Here is a 22,913-nt window from a genome sequence, read left to right on the forward strand (position 1 = left end):
CATCGCGCGGCGGCAGGCAGGATCGATCCGGGCCGCGGCGCGCACCACTCAACCCGTCCTGCAGATATTCCGAGGCCTGCTGCTGGCCGCCGAGATCTGCGTCATGGTTCTGGCCTTCGTCTACCTGGGGCTTGTCGAAAGTCACGCGGTCTTTGCCTGCTACCCGCTGCTGATCGCCGCGCTTTCGGGCCCGGTGTTGGGCGAAGGCGTGGGCTGGCGGCGCTGGGTGGCCATCGGCGTGGGCTTTGTCGGCGTGCTGGTCATCCTGCAACCGGGGATCACAGTGTTCCAGCCCGCCGCCGTCATCCCGCTGATCGCAGCGACGATGTTCGCGCTTTACGGCTTGCTGACACGCTATGCCGCGCGACGCGACACTGCCGCCACGTCCTTTTTCTGGACCGGAGTCAGTGGGATGGTCGCCCTGACGCTTGCCGGCATCTGGTTCTGGGAAAGCATGACCACCTTCGACTGGGGCTGGATGGGGTTGCTCTGCATCACTGGCGCACTGGGTCACTTTCTGCTGATCAAGACCTACGAGGTCGCCGAGGCAAGCGCCGTTCAGCCCTTCGCCTATCTGCAACTGGTTTTCGCATCCGCGCTTGGTATCGCGGTGTTCAACGAAACACTCGAACCGAATGTCGCCATCGGCGCCGCCATCGTCGTCGGGGCCGGGCTCTTCACGTTATTGCGTACCCGTCGCGGCACCTGACAGATCGGCCGGGCGCGGCCGTGGGCGCAGGGTGGGCAGGCCCATCCCATCGGGGCGCAGGCGGGGGCGGATCACCGGCGCGGCACCCCTCAAAAGGGCGCGGAACGCCACTTGGCCGGTGTTCCCTGTCAGTCGTGCACGGTAGACGGGGATGCCCTCGGTCACGCGCATGACGTAGTTGCGCGTTTCGCGGAAGGGGATGTGCTCGATCCAGTCGACCACGTCGATCTCATCGTTCCGAGGGTCGCCACGGGCTTCGATCCAGTCGCGCACGCGCCCTGGCCCAGCATTGTAGCCCACCGCGATCAGGACCGGGCTGTCGCCGAATTCGCCGCGCAGGTAGTCTAGGTATGCGGTGCCCAACCGCGCGTTATAGGGCCAATCCAAGACCAGCCGCGCCCGCGAATAGGGCAGGTCCAGGTCCACAGCCATGTCCTGCGCGGTGCCCGGCATCAACTGCATCAGGCCCAGCGCGCCCACGGCGCTGCCGGCGTCGGTACGGAACTCGCTTTCCTGCCGCGCGATGGCCAGGGCGAGGGCGGGTTCGACCGGCATCTCCATCTCGGCCATGGGATGCAGGGGGAAATGGTGGTCCTGCACCAGCAGGTCCCGGCGCAGGGCGGATTTGGCCACGAGAACGGTGAAGAAGGGCTCGTCCAGTTCCATCAGCAGATTGCCCATCTGGCCAACCTCCTCGCGGTCGAGGGTCCGGGCGAGGTCGGCCAGAAACAGCACCGCCAGCCCGCGCTCGTTCCCCGAAAGCAGCAGCATGGCGGCGCGGAACCTGTCGTCGGCCAAGAAGGCGGCCCCTTGCCAGTCGGGAAAGACCTCGCCCCCCGCCACCTCTGACGCCAGCGGTTGACCGAGACGCTCTGAGGCCAGCAGGCCATAGAAGGTCGTCTGGTACCGGGCGGCGCGAGCATAGGCGGCACGGGCCGCCTCTGTTTCGCCCAGCGCGTCCCGTGCGCGGCCCAGCCAGTAGCCGGCGCGCCCCTTTGAAATCGGCGTCGAGACCGCCGCGGCGAAGGTTTCGAAATGGTTCAGTGCCAGGGCGGGATCGTCCAGGTAGGTAAGTGCCAGGTAGCCTGACAGCCACTCCAGGTCGGCGAAGGACGCGCCATCGTCAAGAAAATGCCGACTTGCCAGGTCATAGGCGATGCGCGGCTCGCCCTCGCGCATCTGCCACCGGGCCAGGATGCGACGCCAGCTGGCCCAGCGCCATGGGTGCACCAGCGTCTCGGCACTGGCCGAGCGATCGCGCAGCAGGGCCACGGCCTCGGTCCAGTCGCCGCGCCCGGCCAGCCAGTTGAACCGGTCATAGGCCAGCGCCGGGTCGGTGCGCAGGCGCTCCGGGACAGCCGCCAGCCTGGTGTCGATATCGTCGGCCCCATCGATATAGCCGATGCGGGCGCGAGCAAGGGCGCGCGTCTCGTCCCCCAGCACCGGAAGCAGTCGGGCCGCGTCCTCGGTCCGCCAGCGCCAGAGCATCCCGTCCGCCCGCGCGGGGTGATGCGGGGCCAACAGTGCGGGGTATTCCGCGAAAAGTGCCGCGAATCCCTCCTCGGACAGGCCTCGTGTCGTCCAGAAATCCATCAGCATCGCCTCGGCCTCTGTCCTGCGGCCCGCATGGGTCAGGGCCCGGGCATGGGCCAGCGCGCCAACGCCCGTTTCGGCCCGGTGCCCCTCGAAGAAGGCCAGCACCCGGTCGGTCGGCACGGTGTCATCGATCAGCTCCTCGGCGGCCTCGCGCGCGGCGTCCAGTCCGGGCCAGTCTGCCCGCGCCGCCAGGAAAGCCGGGTATTCGGCAAATACGGCATCCCCCGCGCGCAGGCGCAACCATGTGACGAGGTCGCGCCCCAGGTCGCCCTGCTCCGCCATCAGCGCATAGGCGGTCTGCCAGTTGCCGGCCTCGGACGCGTCGAAAGCCGCCCGGACGGGGGCGGGATCGTCCGGTCCCTGTGCCGTGGCAGGGGTACAAAGGCATAGCCAAAGCCCCAGAACCGCCAGTATCTGCCGCATGTCTCGCCTCGTTGCCTGCCGCGCCGCTGCAAGGCTAGCGCCATGGCGCCCGGCCGCAATTCACAAACTTGGCAAAGGCGGAAAACCGCACTAGGGTCCGCGCGATTTTACCACCGGGCGATCCGACCCGAACCATGGAAGGAAGCGTGTCATGATCAAGGGGTCCATTCCCGCCCTCGTCACGCCGTTCAAGGACGGCCAGCTCGATCTTGAGACGCTGAAGAAACTGGTGGACTGGCATGTGGACCAGGGCAGCCACGGGATCGTGCCGGTCGGAACAACGGGCGAGAGCCCGACGCTGACCCATGCCGAACATGACAAGGTCGTGGCCGAGGTCATCGCGGCCGCCGCCGGTCGCATTCCGGTGATCGCGGGGGCCGGGTCCAACAACACCGCCGAGACCGTGCGCCTCGTGAAGGCGGCGAAAGAGGCCGGGGCCGATGCCGCGCTGGTCGTCACCCCATATTACAACAAACCAACCCAGAAGGGCCTGATCGCGCACTACACCGCCGCCGCCGATTGCGGTCTGCCGATCGTGATCTACAATATCCCCGGCCGCTCGGTCGTGGACATGAGCCCGGCAACCATGGGCGAGTTGGCCCGCCACCCCAATATCGTCGGGGTCAAGGACGCCACCGGCGATCTGGCACGCGTGCCCAGGCAACGCCTGACCTGCGGCACCGATTTCATCCAGCTGTCGGGTGAAGACGCCACGGCGCTGGGGTTCAACGCCCATGGTGGCACCGGCTGCATCTCGGTCACGGCCAACGTGGCGCCCAAGCTGTGTTCCGAGATGCAGGAGGCCACTTTGGCCGGCGATTTCGCAACGGCCCTGACGATCACCGACAGGCTGATGCCGCTGCATATCGCGATTTTCGAGGAGCCGGGCCTTGTCGGCGCCAAATACGGCATGTCCCTGCTCGGGCTTTGCGACGCCGAAGTGCGCTCGCCGCTGGCACCGCTGGAAGACAGCACCAAAGCCCATATCCGCGACGGCATGGTGCACGCGGGGCTGCTGAACTAGGCGCGCAGCCACCCCGTGTCGAACCTCAGGTCCGAGAGGCCCGCGAACCGCGCCACCCGCTCCAGTTCGGCGGTCAGCGCGGCCTGCCGGCCCTTGCCCATGGCCACCCCCCTTTCGGGCCAGAAGGCGGCGACGCGCAGGGCATCACCCGAACGTTTCGCGTCGATCCGTCCGATCAGCCGATCACCCTGCATCACCGGAAACACATAGTAGCCGTAGCGGCGCTTGGCGGCGGGCACGAAAATCTCGATCCGGTAGTAAAAGCCGAACAACCGCTCGGCCCGGGCCCGGTCCCGCAGGGCCGGGTCGAAGGGGGACAGCAGGCGAACGCGGCTTGAGGGATCGGGCAGGTTCGGGATGGCCGCCATCTGCGTGGCATCGCTGAAGCTGCGCCGCCGCGCGCCATCGGCGCCCTCGACCTCGATCTCGAACATGCGTCCATTTTCGACGGCACGGGCGCACCAATCTCGCGCCTCCTCTCGGGTCACGATCTCGAAGAAGGCAGCAAGTTCGCCGCTTGTGCCGAACCCCAGCCGCGCCACGGCTGCGGACATGGCCCAGTCGATGATCTCGGCGTCCGCGACCCGCGTGTTCAGGTATTCCGCCGGGATCACCCGTTCGGCCAGGTCGTAATACTTACGAAAGCCGCGACGGTGGCAGATTGCCAGCCGCCCCGACCGCCAGAGGAATTCCAGTGCCGTCTTTGACGGGTGCCAGTCCCACCAGCCGGTCGATCCCTTCTCCTGTCCCTCGCCCACGTCAGCGGAACAGGTTGGGCCATGGGCGGCTATCCGCTCCAGCACCGTGTCGAACTCCTGTTCCCAGCCCGAGCGTTGCCAACTCGGCCAGCGAGCACGCATCCGCGCCTCGTCACGGGCAAATTTCAGCCGCCACATCGGGTAGAACTCCATGGGCACTACGGCGGCGTCATGCGTCCAGTGTTCGAAAGCCGTCCGATCACGGGCCACGGCCAGTTCCAATGCCCGCGGACGATACTGTCCCCGTCGCGACCAGAGGATCAGGTCATGCGCGCGGGCCAGCGTGTTGACGCTGTCCACCTGCACGAACCCGAGGTTATTCAGCAACCGGTGCAGGTCGGCGCCCCGCCCCGTCCCCGCCCCGGGCCGCAACAACTGGTGCCGATCCAGGAACAGGCGGCGCGCAGCGCGGTTGCAAAGGACAGGCCGGCTCATGGCCCGCGATCCTAACGCCCTGCCCTGCAATGGCCAGACCGCTTGTGCGGCCCGGCCGCATGACCTATTTCAGGCCACTATGGCCAGCAAAGAACCCGATAACCCGAACTACAAGGTCATCGCCGAGAACCGGCGGGCCCGCCGCGATTACGAGATCGTCGACGATCTTGAATGCGGCATCGTGCTGTCCGGGTCCGAGGTGAAATCGCTGCGGACCGGCCAGTCCAACATCGCCGACAGCTATGCCAGCGTCGAAGACGGCGAGTTGTGGCTGACCAATGCCTTTATTGCCCCCTACCAGCAGGCCATGTTCCCGCACGAGGAACGCCGCCGCCGCAAGCTGCTGGTCAGCAGGCGCGAACTGGCCCGCCTGTGGAACGCCACCCAGCGCGAGGGCATGACCCTCGTCCCGCTGGTGATGTATTTCAACCACAGGGGCATCGTGAAGGTGAAGGTCGCCACCGCCAAGGGCAAGAGGAAGGCCGACAAACGCGCCACCGAAGCCAAGCGCGACTGGAACCGCCAGAAACAGCGCCTGCTCAAGCAGAACGGCTGACCCACGCGCTGCGCCGCCGGGATCATGCAAACCTTGCAGTCTTGCGGGCACGGCGCTAGGGACAATGCGTTTGCAGCGTGAGAGTGACCCGATGGCGAACGACGACCCCAAGACGCTTGTCTCGACGGAATGGCTGGCCCACCACATCAAGGATCCGGACCTGCGTGTGCTCGACGCCTCCTGGTACATGCCCGATGACGGGCGTGACCCCCGCGCAGAGTATGATGCGGCCCATATCCCCGGCGCGCGTTTCTTCGACTTTGACGAGATCAGCGACCACCGCTCGGAGCTGCCGCACACGGTGCCCCCGGTCGAGAAGTTCATGGCGCGGATGCGCGCCATGGGCGTGGGCGACGGGCACCAGGTCGTGGTCTACGATGGCGCCGGGCTGTTTTCCGCCGCGCGGGTCTGGTGGTTGTTCCGACTGATGGGCAAGACCGATATCGCGGTGCTGGACGGCGGGTTTCCGAAATGGCGCGCCGAAGGCCGCCCGGTCGAGGACATGGCCCCCGTCATCCGCGATCGGCACATGACCGTCCAGCGCCAGAACCACATGATAAAGGACGTCACGCAGGTCGCCCGCGCCGCCAAGCTGTTGGATCACGAGATCATAGACGCCCGTGCGGCTGCACGGTTCCGCGGCGAGGCCGAGGAACCGCGCGAAGGGCTGCGCTCGGGCCATATCCCCGGATCACGCAACCTGCCCTTTGCCGATCTGCTCGACGACGACGGCACCATGAAGGACACCCAGGCGCTGAAAGCCGCCTTCGAGGCCGCAGGCGTCGACCTGTCGAAACCGGCGATCACCAGCTGCGGGTCGGGCGTGACCGCCGCGATCCTGGCGCTGGCGCTGGAACGTATCGGCAAGACGGACCATGCCATCTATGATGGCAGCTGGTCGGAATGGGGCATGTACGACGACCTGCCCATCGCAACCGGAGAGGCCTGATGCTCGAGAACCTGAGCCAACAACCCGCCGACAAGATCCTCGCGCTGATGGCGCAGTACAAGGCCGACGACCGCCCCGACAAGATCGATCTGGGCGTCGGCGTCTACAAGAACGCCGAGGGCAAGACGCCGGTGATGCGCGCGGTCAAGGCCGCCGAACGGCGTCTGGTCCAGGAACAGGAAACCAAGTCCTACACCGGGCTGGCGGGCGACCCCGCCTTTGCCGATGGCATGATCGAACTGGTTCTCGACGATAGCGTCGCGCGTGACCGCGTGGCGGCCATCGCGACGCCCGGCGGCACCGGGGCCTGCCGGCAGGGCTTCGAACTTGTCCGGCTGGCCAACCCCGAGGCGACGGTCTGGGTCTCGAACCCGACCTGGCCCAATCACGTCTCGATCCTCAACTTCATGAAGATGCCACAGAAAACCTATCGCTATTTCGACGATGCGACCGGCGGGATCGATTTCGACGGGATGCTGGCGGATCTCGCAGGGGCCAAGCCGGGGGATATCGTTCTGCTGCATGGCTGCTGTCACAACCCGACCGGGGCCAACCTGACGCTGGATCAGATCGACGAGGTCATCGCGGTGATGGAGGGCAAGGGCCTGGTCCCGATGATCGACATCGCCTACCAGGGCTTCGGTGACGGGCTGGACGCGGACGCGGCCGTCACCCGGCGCGTGGCGACGGCCTTCGACAACCTGTTGATCGCGGCCAGCTGCTCCAAGAATTTCGGCGTCTACCGCGAACGCACGGGCATCCTGATGGCCGTGTCGCGCGATGCCGAGGAGGCGGCTCTGAGCCAGCAGAATATGAACTACCTCAATCGGCAGAACTATTCCTTTCCGCCCGACCACGGCGCGCGCTGTGTCAGCATGATCCTGTCGGACCCCGAATTGCGGGCCGACTGGCAGGCTGAACTGGAACAGGTGCGCCTGGGCATGCTGGAGCTGCGCAAACAATTGGCCGAAGAGCTGCGGCGCCTCACCAATTCCGGGACTTTCGATTTCGTGGCGGAACATCGCGGCATGTTCTCGCGCTTGGGGCTGTCCCCGGAACAGGTCGAGAGGCTCAAGACCGATCATGCGATCTACATGGTCGGGGACAGCCGCATCAACATCGCCGGGCTGAACAAGGACACTGTTCCGGTTCTGGCCAAGGCGATTGCCGAGGTCATCGGCGACTGAACCGTTCGCATAGACAGCGATGAACGCCGGGCCCAGGGGTCCGGCGTTTTTCGATGGCCAAAGAAAAAACCCGGGCGATCGCTCGCCCGGGCAGGTTGTCAAAGGCTTCGGAAGGAAGGTCAGCCCTTGGTAAAGTCGGGATAGGCCTCCATGCCCAACTCGCTGGTATCGAGACCGTTGATCTCGGACTCTTCGCTGACGCGGATGCCCATCACGGCCTTGAGGATGTACCAGACGACCAGCGCGACAACGAAGGTGAAGACACCGTAGGCGACGATACCCGTGATCTGTGCCCCCCAGTTGCCGGTGTAGAAGGCCACGGCCAGCGTGCCCCAGATACCGGCGAAGAGGTGCACCGGAATGGCGCCAACCACGTCGTCGATCTTGAACTTGTCCAGCATGGGCACGGTCAGGACCACGATCACACCGCCGATGGCACCGGTGATGAGCGCCATGAACAGCGACGGCGCAAGCGGTTCCGCCGTGATCGACACCAGGCCGGCCAAGGCACCGTTGAGCACCATGGTCAGGTCGACTTTGCCATACATCACCTGTGTCAGGATCAGGGCCGCGATGGCACCGGAGGCAGCAGCCATGTTGGTGTTGGCGAAGATCCGGCCGACATCGGTGATGTCGCCCACGGTGCCAGCCGCAAGCTGCGAGCCGCCGTTGAAACCGAACCAGCCCAGCCACAGGATGAAAGTGCCGAGCGTGGCAAGTGCCAGGTTGGACCCCGGGAAGGGATTGACCTTGCCGTCCTTGTACTTGCCCAGGCGTGGGCCCAGCACGATGGCACCGGCCAGGGCAGCCCAGCCGCCGACGGAGTGCACGACGGTCGAGCCAGCAAAGTCCGAGAAGCCCAGCTGCGACAGGAAACCGCCGCCCCACTGCCAGGACCCCGAGATCGGGTACATGATGCCCGTCAGGATCACGACGAAGACGAGGAAAGGCCAAAGCTTGATCCGCTCTGCCAGCGCGCCCGAAACGATCGAGGCGGTCGCGGCCACGAACATCAACTGGAAGAAGAAGTCCGACGCCACCGAGGCATAGCCGAGCGAGGCGTCAGCCGCGCCAAGCCCGACAGGCTCAAGCACTGTCGGCACGAAGTTGGGCGCGAAGTATCCGTTGAACTCTCCCGGATACATCAGGTTGAAGCCGACCAGCCAGTACATGATGGCGGCCGTCGAGTAGAGCGCAATGTTCTTGGTCAGCTGCATGGTGACGTTCTTCGAGCGCACGAGCCCGGCTTCGAGCATGGCGAAGCCCGCAGCCATCCAGAACACCAGGAAGCCGCCCACCAGGAACAGCAGCGTGGTCATGATATAGGGCCCGATCTCGTCGAAGCCCGGCGCGGCGGCCTCCTGGGCCAGCGCAAGGGTCGGCAGGGCGGCAAGCGCACCGGCGACCGAAAGTGTCTTGAGAAGTTTCATTGTCAGATGTCCCTTGGCCAGCGCGTCAAAGCGCGTCGTCATTGGTTTCGCCCGTACGCACGCGCAGGGCACTTTCCAGGTCGAGCACGAAGATCTTGCCGTCACCGATCTTGTCGGTCTTGGCCGTCTTGGCGATGGTCGCAACGACCTCGTCGGCCATGGCGGCGCCGACCGCGATCTCCAGCTTGACCTTGGGCACGAAATTCACGGCGTATTCCGCCCCGCGGTAGATTTCGGTGTGACCAGACTGGGAACCGAACCCCTTGATCTCGGTCACCATCATGCCGCGCACGCCGATGGAGGTGAGCGCTTCACGAACCTCCTCCAGCTTGAACGGCTTGATCGTTGCAATGATGAGTTTCACTGGCTTCCCCTTGCATTTGGCGTCTGTGCGCACCCTTCGCGGCTGCGCTTGCTCTCAAGGGGGCCGTTTGTTGGCCGGAAGCTCAATAATATGCTGCGCGCGCGAAATGGTCGCCGGAACATAATCGCACAAAAAATGCACATTTCGTGCTTATTGATGAAAATTTAAGCACGCATAAAAGCGCTCGTCGCGGGGCGATCCGCCTCTACAAACGAATCCCGCCGGGCTATTGTGCGCGCAAATTCGGCAACGGCAGAGCAGAGATGTCCCGAAAAAAACGCACGCGTCCACCGCTTGTGGCCGAAAACCGCCACGCGACAAAAGCCAGGCGGAAACAGCCTGCGCGCAAGCCCGCGCAGGCCCGACGCGGGGGCGGCGCGCGGCGTGGCCCGCTGGGCGCTCTGCGGGCGTTGCTTGGCGGGGTTGTGAAGTGGGTCCTGCTTCTGGCGTGGCGTTTCGGGGTGCGCGCCGGCCTTGCGGTCGTGCTGCTCACAGGTTTGGGCGTTTTCTATTATGCCGCCACCCTGCCGCCGATCGACGAGCTGATCGACGGGCGCACGCGCGGCTCGGTCACGCTGCTGGACAACAATGGCGAGGTCTTTGCCTGGCGCGGCGACCAGTTCGGCGGCATGGTCACCGCCGAGACCGTCAGCCCGCACCTGCGCAATGCCATCATCGCGACCGAGGACAAGCGATTCTACGCCCCCTATCACATGGGGATCGATTTCTACGCCACCGCCGCGGCCATGGTTCGCAACTACCGTGAGAACGGCAATCCGCTGTCGGGGGCCGGCGGGTCCTCGATCACCCAGCAGACGGCCAAGCTCCTGTGCTTCGGACGTCCCTACGATCCGGACACCTGGGAGAGCGAGACCGCCTACGAGGCCGACTGCCGCGAGACCACGCTCTGGCGCAAGGTGGTGGAAGCCACCTATGCCATGGCTATGGAGGCCCGCTATTCCAAGGACGAGATCCTGACGGTCTACATGAACCGCGCCTACCTTGGCGCAGGCTCACGCGGGTTCGAGGCCGCCGCCCAGCGCTATTTCGGCATTTCCGCGGCCGAGGTCGATCCAGCGCAGGCCGCCATGCTGGCCGGGCTTCTGCGCGCACCCTCGGCCACCTCGCCGACGCGCAACCTTCAAGCCGCTCAGGACCGTGGCGACACCGTGCTGCGGCTGATGCGCGATCAGGGCTATCTGACCGACCAAGAAGCGGCACGGGCCCAGGCCGACCCGGCCACGCTGTCGAAGGCTGCGCGCCAGCGCTCGGGCGGCTATTTCGCTGACTGGGTCATGGCCAGCGGGCCTGAGTTCTTCACCCGCCAGACCACCGAGGACGTGATCATCCGCACCACGCTGGACCAGCGGATCCAGCAGGCCGCCGAAGAGGGCCTGACCCGGGTTTTCGAGGAAAAGGTGCGAGACGGGTCCCAAGCCCAGGCTGCCATCGTCGTGATGGGCGCCGATGGCGCCGTACGCGCCATGGTGGGCGGACGCGATACCGAGGCGGCCGGGGCCTTCAACCGCGCCACGCAGGCGCTGCGCCAGACCGGGTCGGCCTTCAAGCCCTTCGTCTATGCCACAGCCCTGGATCTGGGGATGCGCCCCATGGACGTGATTATCGACGACCCCACCTGCTGGGACGTGCCCGGCCCAGACGACTGGTGCCCCGAGAACTACAGCCGCGACCATGCCGGCGAGGTCACGCTGACACAGGCGCTCATGGCCTCGCTCAACATCCCGGCGGTCAAGGTCTCGGAACGGGTAGGCCGCGACAACGTCCGCACCGTCGCCGAGATGTTCGGCATCGAAAGCGAGCTTGCCACGGGCCCCGCCCTTGCATTGGGCACTTCGGAAAGCACCCTTCTGGAAATGACGGGCGCCTATGCCGGCATCCTCAACGGCGGCTCGGCGGTGACGCCCTACGGCCTGGTGGAACTGCGCCTGATGGGCGATGACAAGCCCCTGATGGACGCGGGCGGCGGCATCCGCGACAGGGTGATTCGCCAGGACGCCGCGCGACAGCTTACATGGATGATGCACCAGGTGGTGGAACAGGGCACCGGCCAGCGGGCGCGTATCGACGGCTGGCAGATCGCGGGCAAGACGGGAACATCACAGCAGGCGCGTGACGCCTGGTTCATAGCCTTCACCGCCGACTACGTCGCCGGGATCTGGATGGGCTACGATGACAATACGCCGCTGACCGGGGTCACGGGCTCGGGCCTGCCGGCAGACATCTGGCGCGAGACCATGACCGGGGTCCTCGGCCCCGTGCAGCCGGGGCCACTGCCAATGCAACCGCCCGCCGGAGCCGAGACCGGTGGACCGGGTCTGTCCGACCCGGCCGCCGAAGCACTGATCGACCTGTTGTTGCAGGAACTCGCCGGTCAGTAGCGTGGTCGGCGCTACTCCTCGGTGAGCGGGGTGCACCGTTCGTAACGGAAGGCATAGCCGTCCCAGACCATGATGATCCCGTCGCCCTCGGCAGCCTCCATGACCATGGCGCGTTCGGTCCAGCGCGCGCCTTCGCCACTGCATTCCATGGTATAGAGCGTCGCGTTCATGTTCACGACATTCACGGGCCGCGTCATGCGGCATTCGCTCTCGACGCCGTAGAAGATGCCGTCCTCGATCCTCAATGCGCCGCCGTCGACGCCAACCAGCGCGCAGTCGGCATTGGCATTCTGACGGTAGGTGCCGTCATAGGGCGTGGCCAGCGCGAGCCCCGGCACGAGGGGCAGGGCGAGGACCAGGGCCCTGGTCATCCCATCGCCCTCAGGTCCGAGATCAGCTCGTCGAGATCGCCGCCGCGCCTGTCCAGCATTGCCCCGATCTCCTGGCGCTCTGAGACGAGCATGTTCACGCCCTCGACGATCAGGTTGAAGAAGACCGGGCGACCGGGCCGGTCATAGACATGGAAATCCACGCGAAACGGGGACTGGCCAGGCAGGTCGGCAACCGTCTGAACCTCCATGTAGTTGTTCACCGGGACGGTGCGCTGCACGGTGATCTCGCCGCCTTGGAATTCGCGGAAGCGACGGCCGTACTTGTTGGCAAGGTAGGTCCCGAAGGCTTCTGCAAAGGCCGAGCGCTGTGAATTGCTGGCCGACCGCCCCGCCACGCCGAGGGCCGAGGCCGCGATCGCCGCCGTGTGCGCGTAGTCGTCGAACACGGTCCTGAACCGGCGGATCATCTGGTCCTCGGAGCCGCCCGAGGAGATGATGGCGTTGATGTCTCCCACCGCGCGGTCGACAAGCTGGCGGGCCTGCGACTGCGTCAGTGCAAAGGCGGGTATGGGAAGCGCCGCTGTAGCGGCGGCGGCAAGGCCGAGGGCAGAGAACCGGCGACGGGTCAGGGACATCATTCGAATCCTTCCAGGTCCAGGGCAAATGGATCGATCCCGGCCTCGGCCCCGGAAGGCGCCTCGCCAAGATCGAACCGGCGGTTCTGAAGATAGGCAGAGCGTGATTGCAAGTAGCTGTCGGCGCTTTCGTAAAGCACCCCGTCCATGGTTTGCATGAAGCGACCGCGGTTGATCACGATGGCGGCGCCGCGCGTGACCGCGCCATAATCCAGTTGCGGCTGCGTACCCACCCGCGACAGCGGGTCGAGCACGAGGTCCACGATGCGGCCCGCGGCATCCCGCTCGGTCGAAGGCCCGAAGACGGGCAGTTCGATGTACGCACCTTCGTCGGCCCCCCAGACCGCGAGGGTCTCTCCGAAATCCGTTGTTTCTTCGTGCAGGCCGATCCCGCCGGCCGGGTCGAACAGCCCGCCCACGCCGATGGTGGTGTTCAGCAGGAAGCGCATGGTGTTGGTGCCGGCCCCGCCGACATCCCCTTGCAGCACGCCGTTGAGCACCATACCCGGCAGGCCGATATTGTCGGCGAAATTGGCGACCGGGCCGGTGACTTCGCGCGGAGCCTCGGCCGCGACCTGGCCCAGAGGACGCAACACGGCGCGGTCGAGTGACTTGTTGAAGGAATGCACCTCGCGGTTCGTGGTCTCATAGGGGTCGTTGACGCCGCCGCCGGGCGGGGCGGGCGTGCAGGCGGCCATGGCACCCAAGGAAAGAACGGTGCAGAGGCTCAGCAGGGGCGTTCGGCGGACAAAAGGCAAGGGCATATCCATTCAGTGCTTTGCTAACCTTTCCCAGATAGTGAAAGGACAGGCAATGAACAGGCCTGCCACGACAGCTAGGAGAATTCGTGATCCGGATACCACGCCGGCCCGGACCACGGTACAAGGATTGGCAAGACCACGCCCATGACGCACGCCGACCCGACAAGAGCAGAGATTGCAGCCGGTCGACAGGAACTGCGCGCGGCCCGGCGCCAGTCGCGCGCGCTGTTCCGGTTCGTCGCCTTGTTCAGCGTCTTCGTCAACGCGCTGATGCTGACCGGCCCGCTCTACATGCTCAACGTCTATGACCGTGTGCTGGGCTCACGGTCCGTGGAAACCCTCGTGGCGCTTTCAGTTCTGGTGGGCTTTCTCTACCTGATGATGGCACTGTTGGACTATGCCCGGGGCCGCGTCATGAGCCGGGCCGGGGCCCGTTTCCAATCGGCGCTGGACCGCCGGGTTTTCATGGCCACGCTTGACGCCCGTGCCCCGCAAGAGGCCGCGACCGGCCAGCGCGACCTCGAGAATGTGCAGCGGCTGATCACCTCGCCGGTGCTGATGGCGCTGTTCGACCTGCCCTGGACGCCGATCTTCCTGCTGGGCATCTTCATTTTCCACCCCTTGCTGGGCTACCTGGCCATTGCCGGGGGCGGGCTGCTGATCCTGCTGGCGCTTGCCAACCAGGTGACCACCCGCGCGCCGCTGGCCGAGGCGAATGCCGCCGCCCATCGCACCGAGGCGCTGGGCCAGTCCCTGCGCGGCGAAGCCGAGATGGTGCAGTCGCTGGGGATGCGCCAGGCCAGTTTCGACCGTTGGGACCGGCTGCGCGGCCAGACGCTGGCGGCCAGCATCCGGGCGGGGGATCACGGGGGCACCTTTTCGGCGATGACGCGGGCGTTTCGATTGTTCCTGCAATCGGCCATGCTGGGCCTCGGGGCTTATCTGGTTTTGCAGGATCAGCTCACCGCAGGGGCCATGATCGCCGGCTCGATCCTGCTGGGCCGTGCGCTCGCACCGGTCGAGATCCTGATCAACCGATGGGCCGTGGTCCAAAGCGGGATCGACGGGTGGCGCAGCCTGGCGCGGTTGCTGGGCAGGGTGCCGCCGTCCCGCGCGCGCACCGCGCTGCCTCCCCCCCGCGCCACTGTCGAGGCGCGCGACGTCACAGTGGTGCCCCCGGGCCAGACCAGCGCCACCCTGCGCATGGTCAGCTTTCGGCTGGAACCGGGACAGGCCATGGGGGTGATCGGTGTCTCGGGCGCGGGGAAATCGACCCTGGCAAAGGCACTGATCGGGCTGTGGCACCCAGCCGGGGGCAAGATACGCCTCGATGGTGCCGCACTGGACCAGCACGAGCCGGACACGCTGGGCAAACACATCGGATACCTGCCGCAGCGGGTCCAGCTTTTCGAGGGCACGATCAAGGATAACATCGCCCGGATGTCAACGAACCCCGACGATGCAGCCGTGGTCGCGGCGGCGAAACAGGCCGCCGCCCATGACATGATCCTGAAACTGCCCGAAGGGTATGACACCCCCGTCGACATGACCGGCGGGCGGCTCTCGGGCGGGCAGATCCAGCGCATCGGACTGGCGCGCGCCCTCTACATGGACCCGGTGGTGCTGGTGCTGGACGAACCCAACGCAAACCTCGATAATGAGGGGTCGCGGGCGCTCAACAACGCAACCCGCGCCATGAAGGCGGCCGGGCGCGCGGTCTTCATCATGGCGCATCGCCCCGCCGCGATCCAGGAGTGCGACCTGATCCTCTACCTGGAAAACGGCGCGGCCCGGGCTTTCGGCCCGCGCGACGAGATTATGACCAAGGTCGTCGCGAATCGCGCCCAGATCGAGAAGGCCCGCTCCGACTGCGGCGCGGGCGTCGCATGACCGGGGCGCGGGTTCGGCAAACCCGCCGCTGGCCGGTACGCCGTCCCGTGGCGATCGGGTTGCTGTCGCTACTGATCCTGCTGGGCGGCTTCGGCGGCTGGGCCATGACCGCCCGGATCACCGGGGCGGTCATGGCGTCGGGCCGTATTGAGGTGGAACAGAATCGACAGGTGATCCAGCACATCGACGGCGGCGTCGTGCGCGAGATCCTGGTGGCCGAAGGCGACAACGCACAAGAGGGCGCGGTGCTTGTGCGGCTGGACCCGGATGATCTGACGGCGCAACTGGCCATCGTCGAGGGGCAGCTTTTCGAGGTCCTGGCCCGTCGAGCCCGCTACGAGGCAGAGCGCGACCGCACCGGCACACTTGCCTTCGATCCGATCCTGCGCGCCGATCGGGACGCGGAAACCCGGGACCTGATGCAAGGACAGGAAAGGCTGTTCCGCACCCGTCTTGAGACTGCCGCGCAAGAAGCCGAGCAGTTGCGCCGCCGGGCCGGGCAGGTGCGCAGCCAGGTCATCGGGATCGAGGCGCAACAGGTCGCACTGGATCGCCAGATCGAGCTGATCGAGCAGGAACTGACGAGCCAGCGGTCGCTGCTGGATCGTGGATTGGCACAGGCCGGCACGGTGCTGACGCTGGAACGGGAAAAGGCCCGCTTGTCCGGCCAGGCCGGGGACCTGGCCGCCCGCAAGGCGGAAGCCGGGGAAAAGATCATCGAACTGGAGCTTGAGATAATCCGTCTTCGCACGGCCCGCCGGGAAGAGGCCATCACCCGCCTGCGCGACCTGCAATTCAACGAGTTGGAGCTGCGCGAGCAGCGCGCCGACCTGCAACGTCGGCTGGACCGGCTCGAGGTTCGCGCCCCCGTATCGGGCGTGGTCTACGGGCTGCAGGTCTTCGGCCCCGGCGCGGTCATCCGCCCGGCAGAGCCCGTCCTCCACCTGGTGCCGCAGGACCGCCCGCTGGTCATTGCAGCGCGGGTGGCGCCCACCGACATCGACTTGGTCCGTCGCGGGCAAGAGGTGACACTGCGGTTCTCCTCTCTGGACGGTCGTCGAACCCCTGCGCTTCTCGGCACAGTGCGGCAGGTCTCGGCTGATGCTTTCACCGACAACACGACGGGCCGCAGCTACTACGAGGTCGAGGTGGTGCTGAACACGGGCGAGGCCGCGCGCCTGCCCGAGGGCACGACCCTGATCCCCGGCATGCCGGTCGAGACATTCATCCGCACGTTGGACAGGACCCCCATGGCCTACCTGACGCAGCCCCTGATGGATTATATCGCGCGCACCTTCCGCGAGGGCTAACCTCGGGTCTTTCGCCACCCGGGGATCGGGGCTAGCGTTGACGGCGATGACGAAAGAGGAGTCCGGAAATGTCCATCGAATCGCGTCTTGCCGAACTCGGCGTCACCCTTCCCGAGCCGCCCGCGCCCGCCGCGAACTACGTGGCCTTCGTTCAAAGCGGGTCGCTTGTGCATGTCTCGGGCCAGATCGCAATGGACGCCGACGGGCCGGTCAGGGGCAAGCTCGGGGATACAATGACAGTTACGCAAGGGGCGGCGGCGGCCCGGCTCTGCGCGATCAGCCTTCTGGCCCAGCTCAAGGCGGCATGTGATGGCGACATCGACAGGCTGGTGCGGGTGGTGAAGCTGACAGGTTTCGTCAATTCCACCCCCGAATTCACTGACCAGCCCAAGGTCATCAACGGCGCCAGCGATTTCATGGTCGAAGCACTGGGCGAGGCCGGGCGACACGCCCGGTCGGCGGTCTCGGCCGCCGCCCTACCGCTGGGCGTTGCCGTCGAGATCGAGGGCCTGTTCGAGATCGCCTGATGCTGCCGACAGGCTTTCATGCACGCCCCTTCGCTCACCGGGCGCTGCACGGTCCGGGTCGACCCGAGAACAGCCGCTCGGCCATCGACGCAGCCATGGCCGCCGGCTACGGCATCGAGCTCGACCTGCAGCTTTCAGGAGATTGCCAGGCCATGGTGTTCCACGACTACGCGCTGGACCGGCTGACCTGCGCGCGCGGGCCGGTGCGCGGGCTTGGCGCGGAACGCCTCTCGTCCATTCAACTGAACGACAGCGAAGAGGGCATTCCCACCCTGCGCCAGGTCCTTGACCAGGTCGCAGGGGCAGTGCCGCTGCTGATCGAGGTCAAGGACCAGGACGGCGCGCTGGGGCCGGATGTCGGCCCGCTGGAGGAAGCCACTGCCGCGTGCCTTGCCGACTATCCCGGCCCGGCGGCAGTCATGTCTTTCAACCCGCATTCCGTGGCGCGCCTGGGACAGCTCCTCCCGGACCTGCCGCGAGGCCTGACGACCGATGCCTTCGCACCGGAAGTTTGGCCGACCGTACCCCCGGCAAGGCTGAATGAGCTTCGCGCCATGCCCGACCTTGTCTCCCTCGGGGCAAAGTTCATAAGCCACCGATGGGATGACCTGACCAACCCCGCCGTTGCCGCGGCCCGGGCGAAGGGCCTACGCATCTTCTGCTGGACCATCCGGTCGGACAGCGACCAGGCCGCGGCACTGGAAAATGGGGCCGACCAGGTCACTTTCGAGGGTTACCTGGCTTGACCGGACAGGCCCCAGCGCCAACTTCGTAGCTATGGACGCAGCTCCGGTAGAGATAACCACGCATCGCAGCCTGAAAGAGATTCCGGCCGCCGAATGGGATGCATGCGCCTGCCCCGAGTCCGCGGATGGCGGCCGGCCTGTCGACCCGTTCACGACTCACCGGTTTCTTGCAGCGCTCGAGGACAGCGGCAGCACCGGCCCCGGAACGGGCTGGGAGCCGCATTACCTGGCCGCCCGCAACAATGGACGGATCATCGCCGTGGCGCCGCTGTTCGGCAAGGCGCACAGCCAGGGCGAATACATGTTCGACCACAATTTCGCCCATTCCTATGAACGCGCCGGCGGGAAGTACTACCCCAAGCTACAGATCGCCGTGCCTTTCACACCGGTCACGGGTCGCCGCTTCCTGACCCGCCCTGGATATGAGGCTCAGGGTATGGCGGCCCTGGTGCAGGGGGCGGTGCAGTTGGCGTCGGACAATGGGCTGTCGTCCGTTCATGCGACCTTCTGCACCGAGGACGAGGCCATCGCCGGGGAGGAAATGGGCCTGCTGCGGCGCACGTCCCAGCAATATCATTGGGCCAACGAAAGTTACGCGGATTGGGAGGCCTTTCTGTCCGACCTTTCCAGCCGCAAGCGCAAGACGCTGCGCAAGGAACGCCGCGAGGCGCAAGCCTTCGGCGGAGAGATCGTGCAACTGACCGGCGAGGCGATCCGGCCCGAACACTGGGACGCGATGTGGACCTTCTACCAGGACACCGGCGCACGGAAATGGGGCACGCCCTACCTGACCCGCCGGTTTTTCGACATCGCGCAAGAAACCCTGCGCGACGACATCCTGCTCGTCTTTGCCCAGCGCGACGGCCAGCCCTTTGCGGGGGCCATGAACCTGATCGGGCGGCATAACCTGTTCGGGCGCTACTGGGGTTGCACCGAGCATCACCCCTTCCTTCATTTCGAGGTTTGCTACTATCAGGCCATCGACTATGCCATCGCCCAAGGTCTGCGCACGGTCGAGGCCGGCGCACAGGGAGAACACAAGCTCGCCCGGGGCTACCTGCCCGTGACCACGCATGCCCTGCACTGGTTCGCCGACGACGGGTTCCGGGACGCGGTCGACAGATACCTGCAAGCCGAGCGCCGCGCGGTGGACGAGGAGATCGAGGTTCTTACCAGCTACGGCCCGTTCCGCCGGGCCGAGACCGACGACCACGACTGACCAAAGGAGACTGATAATGGCCGACCCGATCGACAACGCCGGACGCGCGACCCTGAAAGAGGCGGGATGGACTCCGGTCGAGGGCCGCGATGCGGTCATCAAGACATTCACATTCGCCAATTTCATCGAGGCCTGGGGCTTCATGTCCCGCGCGGCGATCTGGGCCGAGAAGCTCAACCACCACCCCGAATGGTTCAACGTCTTCAAGACGGTCGAGGTCACTCTCTCGACTCATGACATCGGCGGACTCAGCGATCTGGACCTGAAACTGGCGCAGAAAATGGACAAGCTGGCCGCCTGAGGGGACCGGCGGCGCAACTTTCCCCCACCGGAGACGTTGCGCCGCCACACCGGCATGGCTAGTGCGGCACTCGGGCCGGGGATATCCTTCGTCGGACAAGTGATTCATCAAAGGGGCCGTCGCCATGTCAGAAGACTTCATTTTCGATCTTGTCATAAACATCGCCGTCGCACTGGCGATCTTTGTGGCAGCGCTCTGGTTGAGCGGCTGGCTCAGGGGCCGGATGATCAAGATTTCCGAAAAGAACCCGAGATTCGATGGCACGCTGGCACGGTTCCTGGGCAGCCTCGTGCGCTACGCGGTTCTGGCCATTGCGACGATCTTCATCCTGGGCCGTTTCGGGATCGAGACGACCTCGCTCGCCGCGCTGGTCGGTGCTGTGGGTCTGGCAATCGGCTTTGCCTTGCAGGGGTCGCTTGCGAACCTCGCCGCCGGGGTCATGCTGATCGCTTTCCGCCCCTTCAAGGCCGGAGATTACGTGACCGCCGGCGGCCAGTCGGGCACCGTCGACGAGATCACCCTGTTCACCACCGAGATGACGACGCCGGACAACGTCAAGATCATCGTGCCCAACGGAGATGTCTTCTCGGGCGCGATCACCAACTTCTCGCATTACGACACGCGGCGCTGCGACTTGGTCTTCGGAGTGTCCTATGGCACCGACCTGAAGAAGGCCGAAACGATCATCACCCAGATCGTCACCAGTGACGACCGGGTCATGTCCGACCCGGCGCCTTTCGTGAAGGTCACCAATCTTGGCGACAGTTCGGTCGATTTCACCGTGCGCGCCTGGTGCGGCGCGGCCGATTACTGGGACCTGAAGTTCGACCTGACCCGCACGGTCAAGGAAGCCTTCGACCAGCAGGGCGTAGACATTCCTTTCCCGACCCAGACGCTGATCCAGCAGGCAGGATGACGCCACCGAGCCCGCCCGGTGGGCGAAGCCGGGGCGCCGGTTCGGGACAATGTCCCGAACCGGCGCCCCTCTTGTTTCTAGAGGGCCGCGAGCAGCGCCTCGCCGCCCGAGGTCTCGCAGACGCCCGGGTTCTCCTCGACATGAAGGACCTTGACGACACCGTCCTCGGCATAGAGCGCAAAGCGCTTGGACCGATCGATCAATCCGACCGGCGGCGCGGTGAAATCCATGCCGATGGCCTTGGTAAATTCGGATGTGGCATCGCCGATCATGTGAATGCCGGCCTCGGTCGCGCCCGTGCTGTCCCCCCAAGCGCCCATGACAAAGGGGTCATTGACGCTCAGGCAGATCACGGCATCCACACCCTTGGCGTCGAAGTCCGGCTTGGTGCGGATGAAACTGGGCACATGCGCCGTGGTGCAGGTGCCGGTATAGGCGCCCGGCAGCCCAAACAGCACCACCCTGCCCTTTCCAGCTAGTTCCGACATCTGCACCTCTTCGGGGCCATCCGCCCCGATGCGCAACACTTTGGCATTGGGCAACTCATCACCAACGGAAATCGTCATTCGGCTTTCCTCTTCGTCAATTGCGTTTCGATCCGCTTGGACTATAGGGTCACGACAACCAAAGGCCAGAAGAGGACGGTGTATAATGGCGCATCATATCGTGATCGGCGGCGGCCAGGCGGCAGCCTCGCTCGTGGCCAAGCTGCGCAGCACCGGTTTTGAAGGCGATATCACAGTGATCGGCGCGGAACCTGTGCCGCCCTATCAACGCCCGCCCCTGTCAAAGGCCTATCTCCTTGGCGACATGACGCTCGACCGGATAGTTCTGCGGCCGGAGCAATGGTATGCGGACAATGACATCACGCTGCGCATGGGCGTTCGGGTGGCCGAAGTCGATTCCCACTACAAGACCCTGCGCCTCGATAGCGGCGAGGTGCTGACCTATGACAAGCTCGCCCTGACCACTGGCTCACATCCACGCACCCTTCCGGCGGCGATCGGCGGCACACTGGACGGGGTGTATACCGTGCGCGACCTGCGCGACGCGGACGCCATGGCCCCGGAGTTCCGCGAGGGCGCGCGCCTTCTGGTCATCGGCGGCGGCTACATCGGGCTGGAGGCCGCCGCAGTGGCCGCCAGGAAAGGCGTCAAGGTCACGCTGGTTGAAATGGCCGACCGTATCCTGCAACGGGTGGCCTGCCCCGAGACCTCGGCCTATTTCCGCGACCTGCATCGCCAACATGGCGTGGATATCCGCGAGGGCGTTGGCCTTCAGGAACTGACCGGCACCGACCGTGTCAAAGGCGCGGTGCTGACGGACGACACCGAACTTGAGGTGGATTTCGCCATCGTCGGCGTGGGCATTCAGCCCGCGACGGCTCTGGCCGAAGGCGCCGGGCTGATGGTGGACAACGGCATCGTCACCGACCGGCGATGCCGCACCTCGGACCCCGACATCTATGCAGCGGGCGACTGTGCCACCTGCGATTTCAAGGGCCAGCGCATCCGGTTGGAAAGCGTGGGCAACGCCATCGACATGGCAGAAGTCGCAGCGCAGAACATGGCAGGCGGCGATGTCGCCTATGATCCCAAACCATGGTTCTGGTCTGACCAGTATGACTGCAAGTTGCAAATCGCAGGCCTGAACCTGGGCTATGACGCGGTGCATGTCCGCGACGGTGGCGAAGCCCGGTCGCACTGGTATTACAAGGGCGATGATCTGATCGCCGTGGACGCGATGAACGACGCCCGCACCTACATGGTAGCAAAGCGGTTGATCGAGGCCGGGAAATCACCCGCGCCCGAGGTCGTCACGGACCTGGAAACCGACATGAAGGCCCTTGTGAAAGCGTGAGGATCATCGGCGGGCAGCACCGTGGGCTGACGCTCGCCTCGGTCGGCAAAGGCGACGCGGGGGCGCATTTGCGTCCCACCCCGGACCGGGTGCGCGAAAGCCTGTTCAATGTTCTGGCGGGTTACGGACTGCCCCAGGGCGCCCGCGTGTTGGACCTGTTCTCGGGCACCGGGGCGTTGGCGCTGGAGGCGCTGTCGCGCGGGGCCAGCCATGCCACCCTGGTGGACAAGGGACGCGTGGCCCAGCGCCTGATCCGCGAAAACCTGTCTAAGGCGCGGCGCGAGAAGGATGCCAGCATTCTGAGCTGTGCCGCCGACCGCCTGCCTCGGGCCGAGGTGCCCTGCGAACTGGTCTTCCTCGACCCGCCCTATGGGCTGGCTTTGGGTGAGCCGGCGCTTCTGGCGGCCGAGCGGCAAGGCTGGCTGGCGCCCGACGCCCTGATCGTCTGGGAGGACAACCGCTCACAAGACGCGCCAGAGGGGTTCCAGCTGCGCGATACGCGGCGCTACGGGGACACGCACATCACCATGATGCACCCCGTCTAGCCGTCGGTTTGGCCGGCCTCCACACCTGTGCTAGACTTTTG

The 22,913-nt window shown here is 65.8% G+C and carries 23 protein-coding genes; 15 read left to right on the forward strand and 8 right to left on the reverse strand.

Annotation, left to right across the window (positions count from 1 at the left end):
• On the forward strand, positions 1 to 709 hold a 709-nt coding region (locus tag VJ897_RS14550), incomplete at its 5' end, for a DMT family transporter (protein WP_324056487.1).
• Here VJ897_RS14550 and VJ897_RS14555 read toward each other — a convergent pair.
• Complete coding sequence (locus tag VJ897_RS14555; protein ID WP_324056488.1) at positions 683 to 2,728, reverse strand: lytic transglycosylase domain-containing protein; 2,046 nt, start codon at positions 2,726 to 2,728, stop codon at positions 683 to 685. The genes VJ897_RS14550 and VJ897_RS14555 overlap by 27 nt on opposite strands.
• A 151-nt stretch (positions 2,729 to 2,879) precedes the next feature.
• Between VJ897_RS14555 and dapA the strand changes: the two genes are divergently transcribed.
• Positions 2,880 to 3,752 carry a 4-hydroxy-tetrahydrodipicolinate synthase gene (dapA, locus tag VJ897_RS14560; protein ID WP_324056489.1) on the forward strand — a complete coding sequence of 291 codons (873 nt, stop codon included), beginning with the start codon at positions 2,880 to 2,882 and terminating at the stop codon, positions 3,750 to 3,752.
• Here dapA and VJ897_RS14565 read toward each other — a convergent pair.
• Positions 3,749 to 4,945 carry a winged helix-turn-helix domain-containing protein gene (locus VJ897_RS14565; protein WP_324056490.1) on the reverse strand — a complete coding sequence of 399 codons (1,197 nt, stop codon included), beginning with the start codon at positions 4,943 to 4,945 and terminating at the stop codon, positions 3,749 to 3,751. The genes dapA and VJ897_RS14565 overlap by 4 nt on opposite strands.
• 79 nt (positions 4,946 to 5,024) lie before the next feature.
• On the opposite strand from VJ897_RS14565, the gene smpB reads away from it, so the two are divergent.
• The 3 genes from smpB to VJ897_RS14580 all read left to right on the forward strand — a co-directional run bounded on the left by smpB (position 5,025) and on the right by VJ897_RS14580 (position 7,637).
• On the forward strand, positions 5,025 to 5,501 hold the full coding sequence (gene smpB, locus VJ897_RS14570; protein ID WP_324056491.1) for an SsrA-binding protein SmpB: 477 nt from the start codon (positions 5,025 to 5,027) through the stop codon (positions 5,499 to 5,501).
• Between the two features lie 91 nt (positions 5,502 to 5,592).
• Complete coding sequence (sseA, locus tag VJ897_RS14575; protein ID WP_324056492.1) at positions 5,593 to 6,450, forward strand: 3-mercaptopyruvate sulfurtransferase; 858 nt, start codon at positions 5,593 to 5,595, stop codon at positions 6,448 to 6,450.
• Positions 6,450 to 7,637 (forward strand): amino acid aminotransferase, encoded by a 1,188-nt coding sequence (locus VJ897_RS14580; RefSeq protein ID WP_324056493.1) that lies wholly within the window; start codon positions 6,450 to 6,452, stop codon positions 7,635 to 7,637. The genes sseA and VJ897_RS14580 overlap by 1 nt, the downstream gene beginning before the upstream one ends.
• 119 nt (positions 7,638 to 7,756) lie before the next feature.
• Here the strand turns inward: VJ897_RS14580 and amtB are convergent, their stop codons facing one another.
• Entirely contained in the window at positions 7,757 to 9,067 is a 1,311-nt protein-coding gene (gene amtB, locus VJ897_RS14585) for an ammonium transporter AmtB (RefSeq protein ID WP_324056588.1), read from the reverse strand.
• Between the two features lie 25 nt (positions 9,068 to 9,092).
• Complete coding sequence (locus tag VJ897_RS14590) at positions 9,093 to 9,431, reverse strand: P-II family nitrogen regulator (RefSeq protein ID WP_324056494.1); 339 nt, start codon at positions 9,429 to 9,431, stop codon at positions 9,093 to 9,095.
• Between the two features lie 263 nt (positions 9,432 to 9,694).
• Here VJ897_RS14590 and VJ897_RS14595 point away from each other — a divergent pair, with 263 nt between their 5' ends.
• Positions 9,695 to 11,830 (forward strand): transglycosylase domain-containing protein, encoded by a 2,136-nt coding sequence (locus tag VJ897_RS14595; RefSeq protein ID WP_324056496.1) that lies wholly within the window; start codon positions 9,695 to 9,697, stop codon positions 11,828 to 11,830.
• An 11-nt stretch (positions 11,831 to 11,841) separates the two neighbouring features.
• Here VJ897_RS14595 and VJ897_RS14600 read toward each other — a convergent pair whose 3' ends face one another.
• From VJ897_RS14600 to VJ897_RS14610, 3 genes are read right to left on the reverse strand one after another with little or no spacing between them, the layout of a single operon-like run.
• Positions 11,842 to 12,201 (reverse strand): hypothetical protein, encoded by a 360-nt coding sequence (locus tag VJ897_RS14600; RefSeq protein WP_324056497.1) that lies wholly within the window; start codon positions 12,199 to 12,201, stop codon positions 11,842 to 11,844.
• Positions 12,198 to 12,797: an MlaC/ttg2D family ABC transporter substrate-binding protein gene (locus tag VJ897_RS14605; RefSeq protein ID WP_324056499.1), complete on the reverse strand. Its 600-nt coding sequence runs from the start codon at positions 12,795 to 12,797 to the stop codon at positions 12,198 to 12,200. Before VJ897_RS14605 ends, VJ897_RS14600 begins: the two co-directional genes overlap by 4 nt.
• Positions 12,797 to 13,567: an MlaA family lipoprotein gene (locus VJ897_RS14610; protein ID WP_324056500.1), complete on the reverse strand. Its 771-nt coding sequence runs from the start codon at positions 13,565 to 13,567 to the stop codon at positions 12,797 to 12,799. The genes VJ897_RS14605 and VJ897_RS14610 overlap by 1 nt, the downstream gene beginning before the upstream one ends.
• A 135-nt stretch (positions 13,568 to 13,702) precedes the next feature.
• Here VJ897_RS14610 and VJ897_RS14615 point away from each other — a divergent pair, with 135 nt between their 5' ends.
• The 7 genes from VJ897_RS14615 to VJ897_RS14645 all read left to right on the forward strand — a co-directional run bounded on the left by VJ897_RS14615 (position 13,703) and on the right by VJ897_RS14645 (position 20,467).
• Positions 13,703 to 15,448 carry a type I secretion system permease/ATPase gene (locus tag VJ897_RS14615; protein ID WP_324056501.1) on the forward strand — a complete coding sequence of 582 codons (1,746 nt, stop codon included), beginning with the start codon at positions 13,703 to 13,705 and terminating at the stop codon, positions 15,446 to 15,448.
• Positions 15,445 to 16,758 carry an HlyD family type I secretion periplasmic adaptor subunit gene (locus VJ897_RS14620; RefSeq protein ID WP_324056503.1) on the forward strand — a complete coding sequence of 438 codons (1,314 nt, stop codon included), beginning with the start codon at positions 15,445 to 15,447 and terminating at the stop codon, positions 16,756 to 16,758. Before VJ897_RS14615 ends, VJ897_RS14620 begins: the two co-directional genes overlap by 4 nt.
• A 68-nt stretch (positions 16,759 to 16,826) precedes the next feature.
• A complete protein-coding gene (locus VJ897_RS14625) occupies positions 16,827 to 17,285 on the forward strand; it encodes a RidA family protein (protein ID WP_324056504.1) in 459 nt (152 codons plus the stop codon).
• Complete coding sequence (locus tag VJ897_RS14630; RefSeq protein ID WP_324056505.1) at positions 17,285 to 18,031, forward strand: glycerophosphodiester phosphodiesterase family protein; 747 nt, start codon at positions 17,285 to 17,287, stop codon at positions 18,029 to 18,031. The genes VJ897_RS14625 and VJ897_RS14630 overlap by 1 nt, the downstream gene beginning before the upstream one ends.
• Before the next feature lie 31 nt (positions 18,032 to 18,062).
• Positions 18,063 to 19,250, forward strand: coding sequence for a GNAT family N-acetyltransferase (locus tag VJ897_RS14635; protein ID WP_324056507.1), 1,188 nt, complete (start codon positions 18,063 to 18,065; stop codon positions 19,248 to 19,250).
• A gap of 16 nt (positions 19,251 to 19,266) precedes the next feature.
• A complete protein-coding gene (locus VJ897_RS14640; RefSeq protein ID WP_324056508.1) occupies positions 19,267 to 19,551 on the forward strand; it encodes a 4a-hydroxytetrahydrobiopterin dehydratase in 285 nt (94 codons plus the stop codon).
• A gap of 124 nt (positions 19,552 to 19,675) precedes the next feature.
• Positions 19,676 to 20,467, forward strand: coding sequence for a mechanosensitive ion channel family protein (locus tag VJ897_RS14645; RefSeq protein ID WP_324056510.1), 792 nt, complete (start codon positions 19,676 to 19,678; stop codon positions 20,465 to 20,467).
• Between the two features lie 77 nt (positions 20,468 to 20,544).
• On the opposite strand, the gene VJ897_RS14650 is transcribed toward VJ897_RS14645, so the two are convergent.
• A complete protein-coding gene (locus tag VJ897_RS14650) occupies positions 20,545 to 21,033 on the reverse strand; it encodes a peroxiredoxin (RefSeq protein WP_324056511.1) in 489 nt (162 codons plus the stop codon).
• 85 nt (positions 21,034 to 21,118) lie between these two features.
• Here VJ897_RS14650 and VJ897_RS14655 point away from each other — a divergent pair, with 85 nt between their 5' ends.
• Both VJ897_RS14655 and rsmD read left to right on the forward strand, forming a co-directional pair.
• On the forward strand, positions 21,119 to 22,327 hold the full coding sequence (locus VJ897_RS14655; RefSeq protein ID WP_324056512.1) for an NAD(P)/FAD-dependent oxidoreductase: 1,209 nt from the start codon (positions 21,119 to 21,121) through the stop codon (positions 22,325 to 22,327).
• The gene (gene rsmD / locus VJ897_RS14660; RefSeq protein WP_324056513.1) at positions 22,324 to 22,872 is read left to right on the forward strand and encodes a 16S rRNA (guanine(966)-N(2))-methyltransferase RsmD; all 549 of its coding nucleotides are present in this window, start codon (positions 22,324 to 22,326) and stop codon (positions 22,870 to 22,872) included. Before VJ897_RS14655 ends, rsmD begins: the two co-directional genes overlap by 4 nt.
• The last annotated feature ends 41 nt before the right edge of the window (positions 22,873 to 22,913 follow it).

Origin of the sequence: Salibaculum sp. (genome assembly GCF_035270045.1) — a bacterium.
In the GTDB taxonomy this organism is placed as follows: domain Bacteria; phylum Pseudomonadota; class Alphaproteobacteria; order Rhodobacterales; family Rhodobacteraceae; genus Salibaculum.

Excerpts from the sequence above, each read along its gene's own strand:
- VJ897_RS14655 (WP_324056512.1), top strand. The coding sequence starts at position 21,119 with ATGGCGCATCATATCGTGATCGGCGGCGGCCAGGCGGCAGCCTCGCTC.
- VJ897_RS14625 (WP_324056504.1), top strand. The coding sequence starts at position 16,827 with ATGTCCATCGAATCGCGTCTTGCCGAACTCGGCGTCACCCTTCCCGAG.
- VJ897_RS14580 (WP_324056493.1), top strand. The coding sequence starts at position 6,450 with ATGCTCGAGAACCTGAGCCAACAACCCGCCGACAAGATCCTCGCGCTG.
- VJ897_RS14615 (WP_324056501.1), top strand. The coding sequence starts at position 13,703 with ATGACGCACGCCGACCCGACAAGAGCAGAGATTGCAGCCGGTCGACAG.
- amtB (WP_324056588.1), bottom strand. The coding sequence starts at position 9,067 with ATGAAACTTCTCAAGACACTTTCGGTCGCCGGTGCGCTTGCCGCCCTG.
- VJ897_RS14635 (WP_324056507.1), top strand. The coding sequence starts at position 18,063 with ATGGACGCAGCTCCGGTAGAGATAACCACGCATCGCAGCCTGAAAGAG.
- VJ897_RS14645 (WP_324056510.1), top strand. The coding sequence starts at position 19,676 with ATGTCAGAAGACTTCATTTTCGATCTTGTCATAAACATCGCCGTCGCA.
- VJ897_RS14610 (WP_324056500.1), bottom strand. The coding sequence starts at position 13,567 with ATGGATATGCCCTTGCCTTTTGTCCGCCGAACGCCCCTGCTGAGCCTC.
- VJ897_RS14605 (WP_324056499.1), bottom strand. The coding sequence starts at position 12,797 with ATGTCCCTGACCCGTCGCCGGTTCTCTGCCCTCGGCCTTGCCGCCGCC.
- VJ897_RS14630 (WP_324056505.1), top strand. The coding sequence starts at position 17,285 with ATGCTGCCGACAGGCTTTCATGCACGCCCCTTCGCTCACCGGGCGCTG.
- VJ897_RS14640 (WP_324056508.1), top strand. The coding sequence starts at position 19,267 with ATGGCCGACCCGATCGACAACGCCGGACGCGCGACCCTGAAAGAGGCG.
- VJ897_RS14595 (WP_324056496.1), top strand. The coding sequence starts at position 9,695 with ATGTCCCGAAAAAAACGCACGCGTCCACCGCTTGTGGCCGAAAACCGC.
- VJ897_RS14600 (WP_324056497.1), bottom strand. The coding sequence starts at position 12,201 with ATGACCAGGGCCCTGGTCCTCGCCCTGCCCCTCGTGCCGGGGCTCGCG.
- VJ897_RS14565 (WP_324056490.1), bottom strand. The coding sequence starts at position 4,945 with ATGAGCCGGCCTGTCCTTTGCAACCGCGCTGCGCGCCGCCTGTTCCTG.
- sseA (WP_324056492.1), top strand. The coding sequence starts at position 5,593 with ATGGCGAACGACGACCCCAAGACGCTTGTCTCGACGGAATGGCTGGCC.
- VJ897_RS14555 (WP_324056488.1), bottom strand. The coding sequence starts at position 2,728 with ATGCGGCAGATACTGGCGGTTCTGGGGCTTTGGCTATGCCTTTGTACC.
- VJ897_RS14650 (WP_324056511.1), bottom strand. The coding sequence starts at position 21,033 with ATGACGATTTCCGTTGGTGATGAGTTGCCCAATGCCAAAGTGTTGCGC.
- VJ897_RS14620 (WP_324056503.1), top strand. The coding sequence starts at position 15,445 with ATGACCGGGGCGCGGGTTCGGCAAACCCGCCGCTGGCCGGTACGCCGT.
- smpB (WP_324056491.1), top strand. The coding sequence starts at position 5,025 with ATGGCCAGCAAAGAACCCGATAACCCGAACTACAAGGTCATCGCCGAG.
- dapA (WP_324056489.1), top strand. The coding sequence starts at position 2,880 with ATGATCAAGGGGTCCATTCCCGCCCTCGTCACGCCGTTCAAGGACGGC.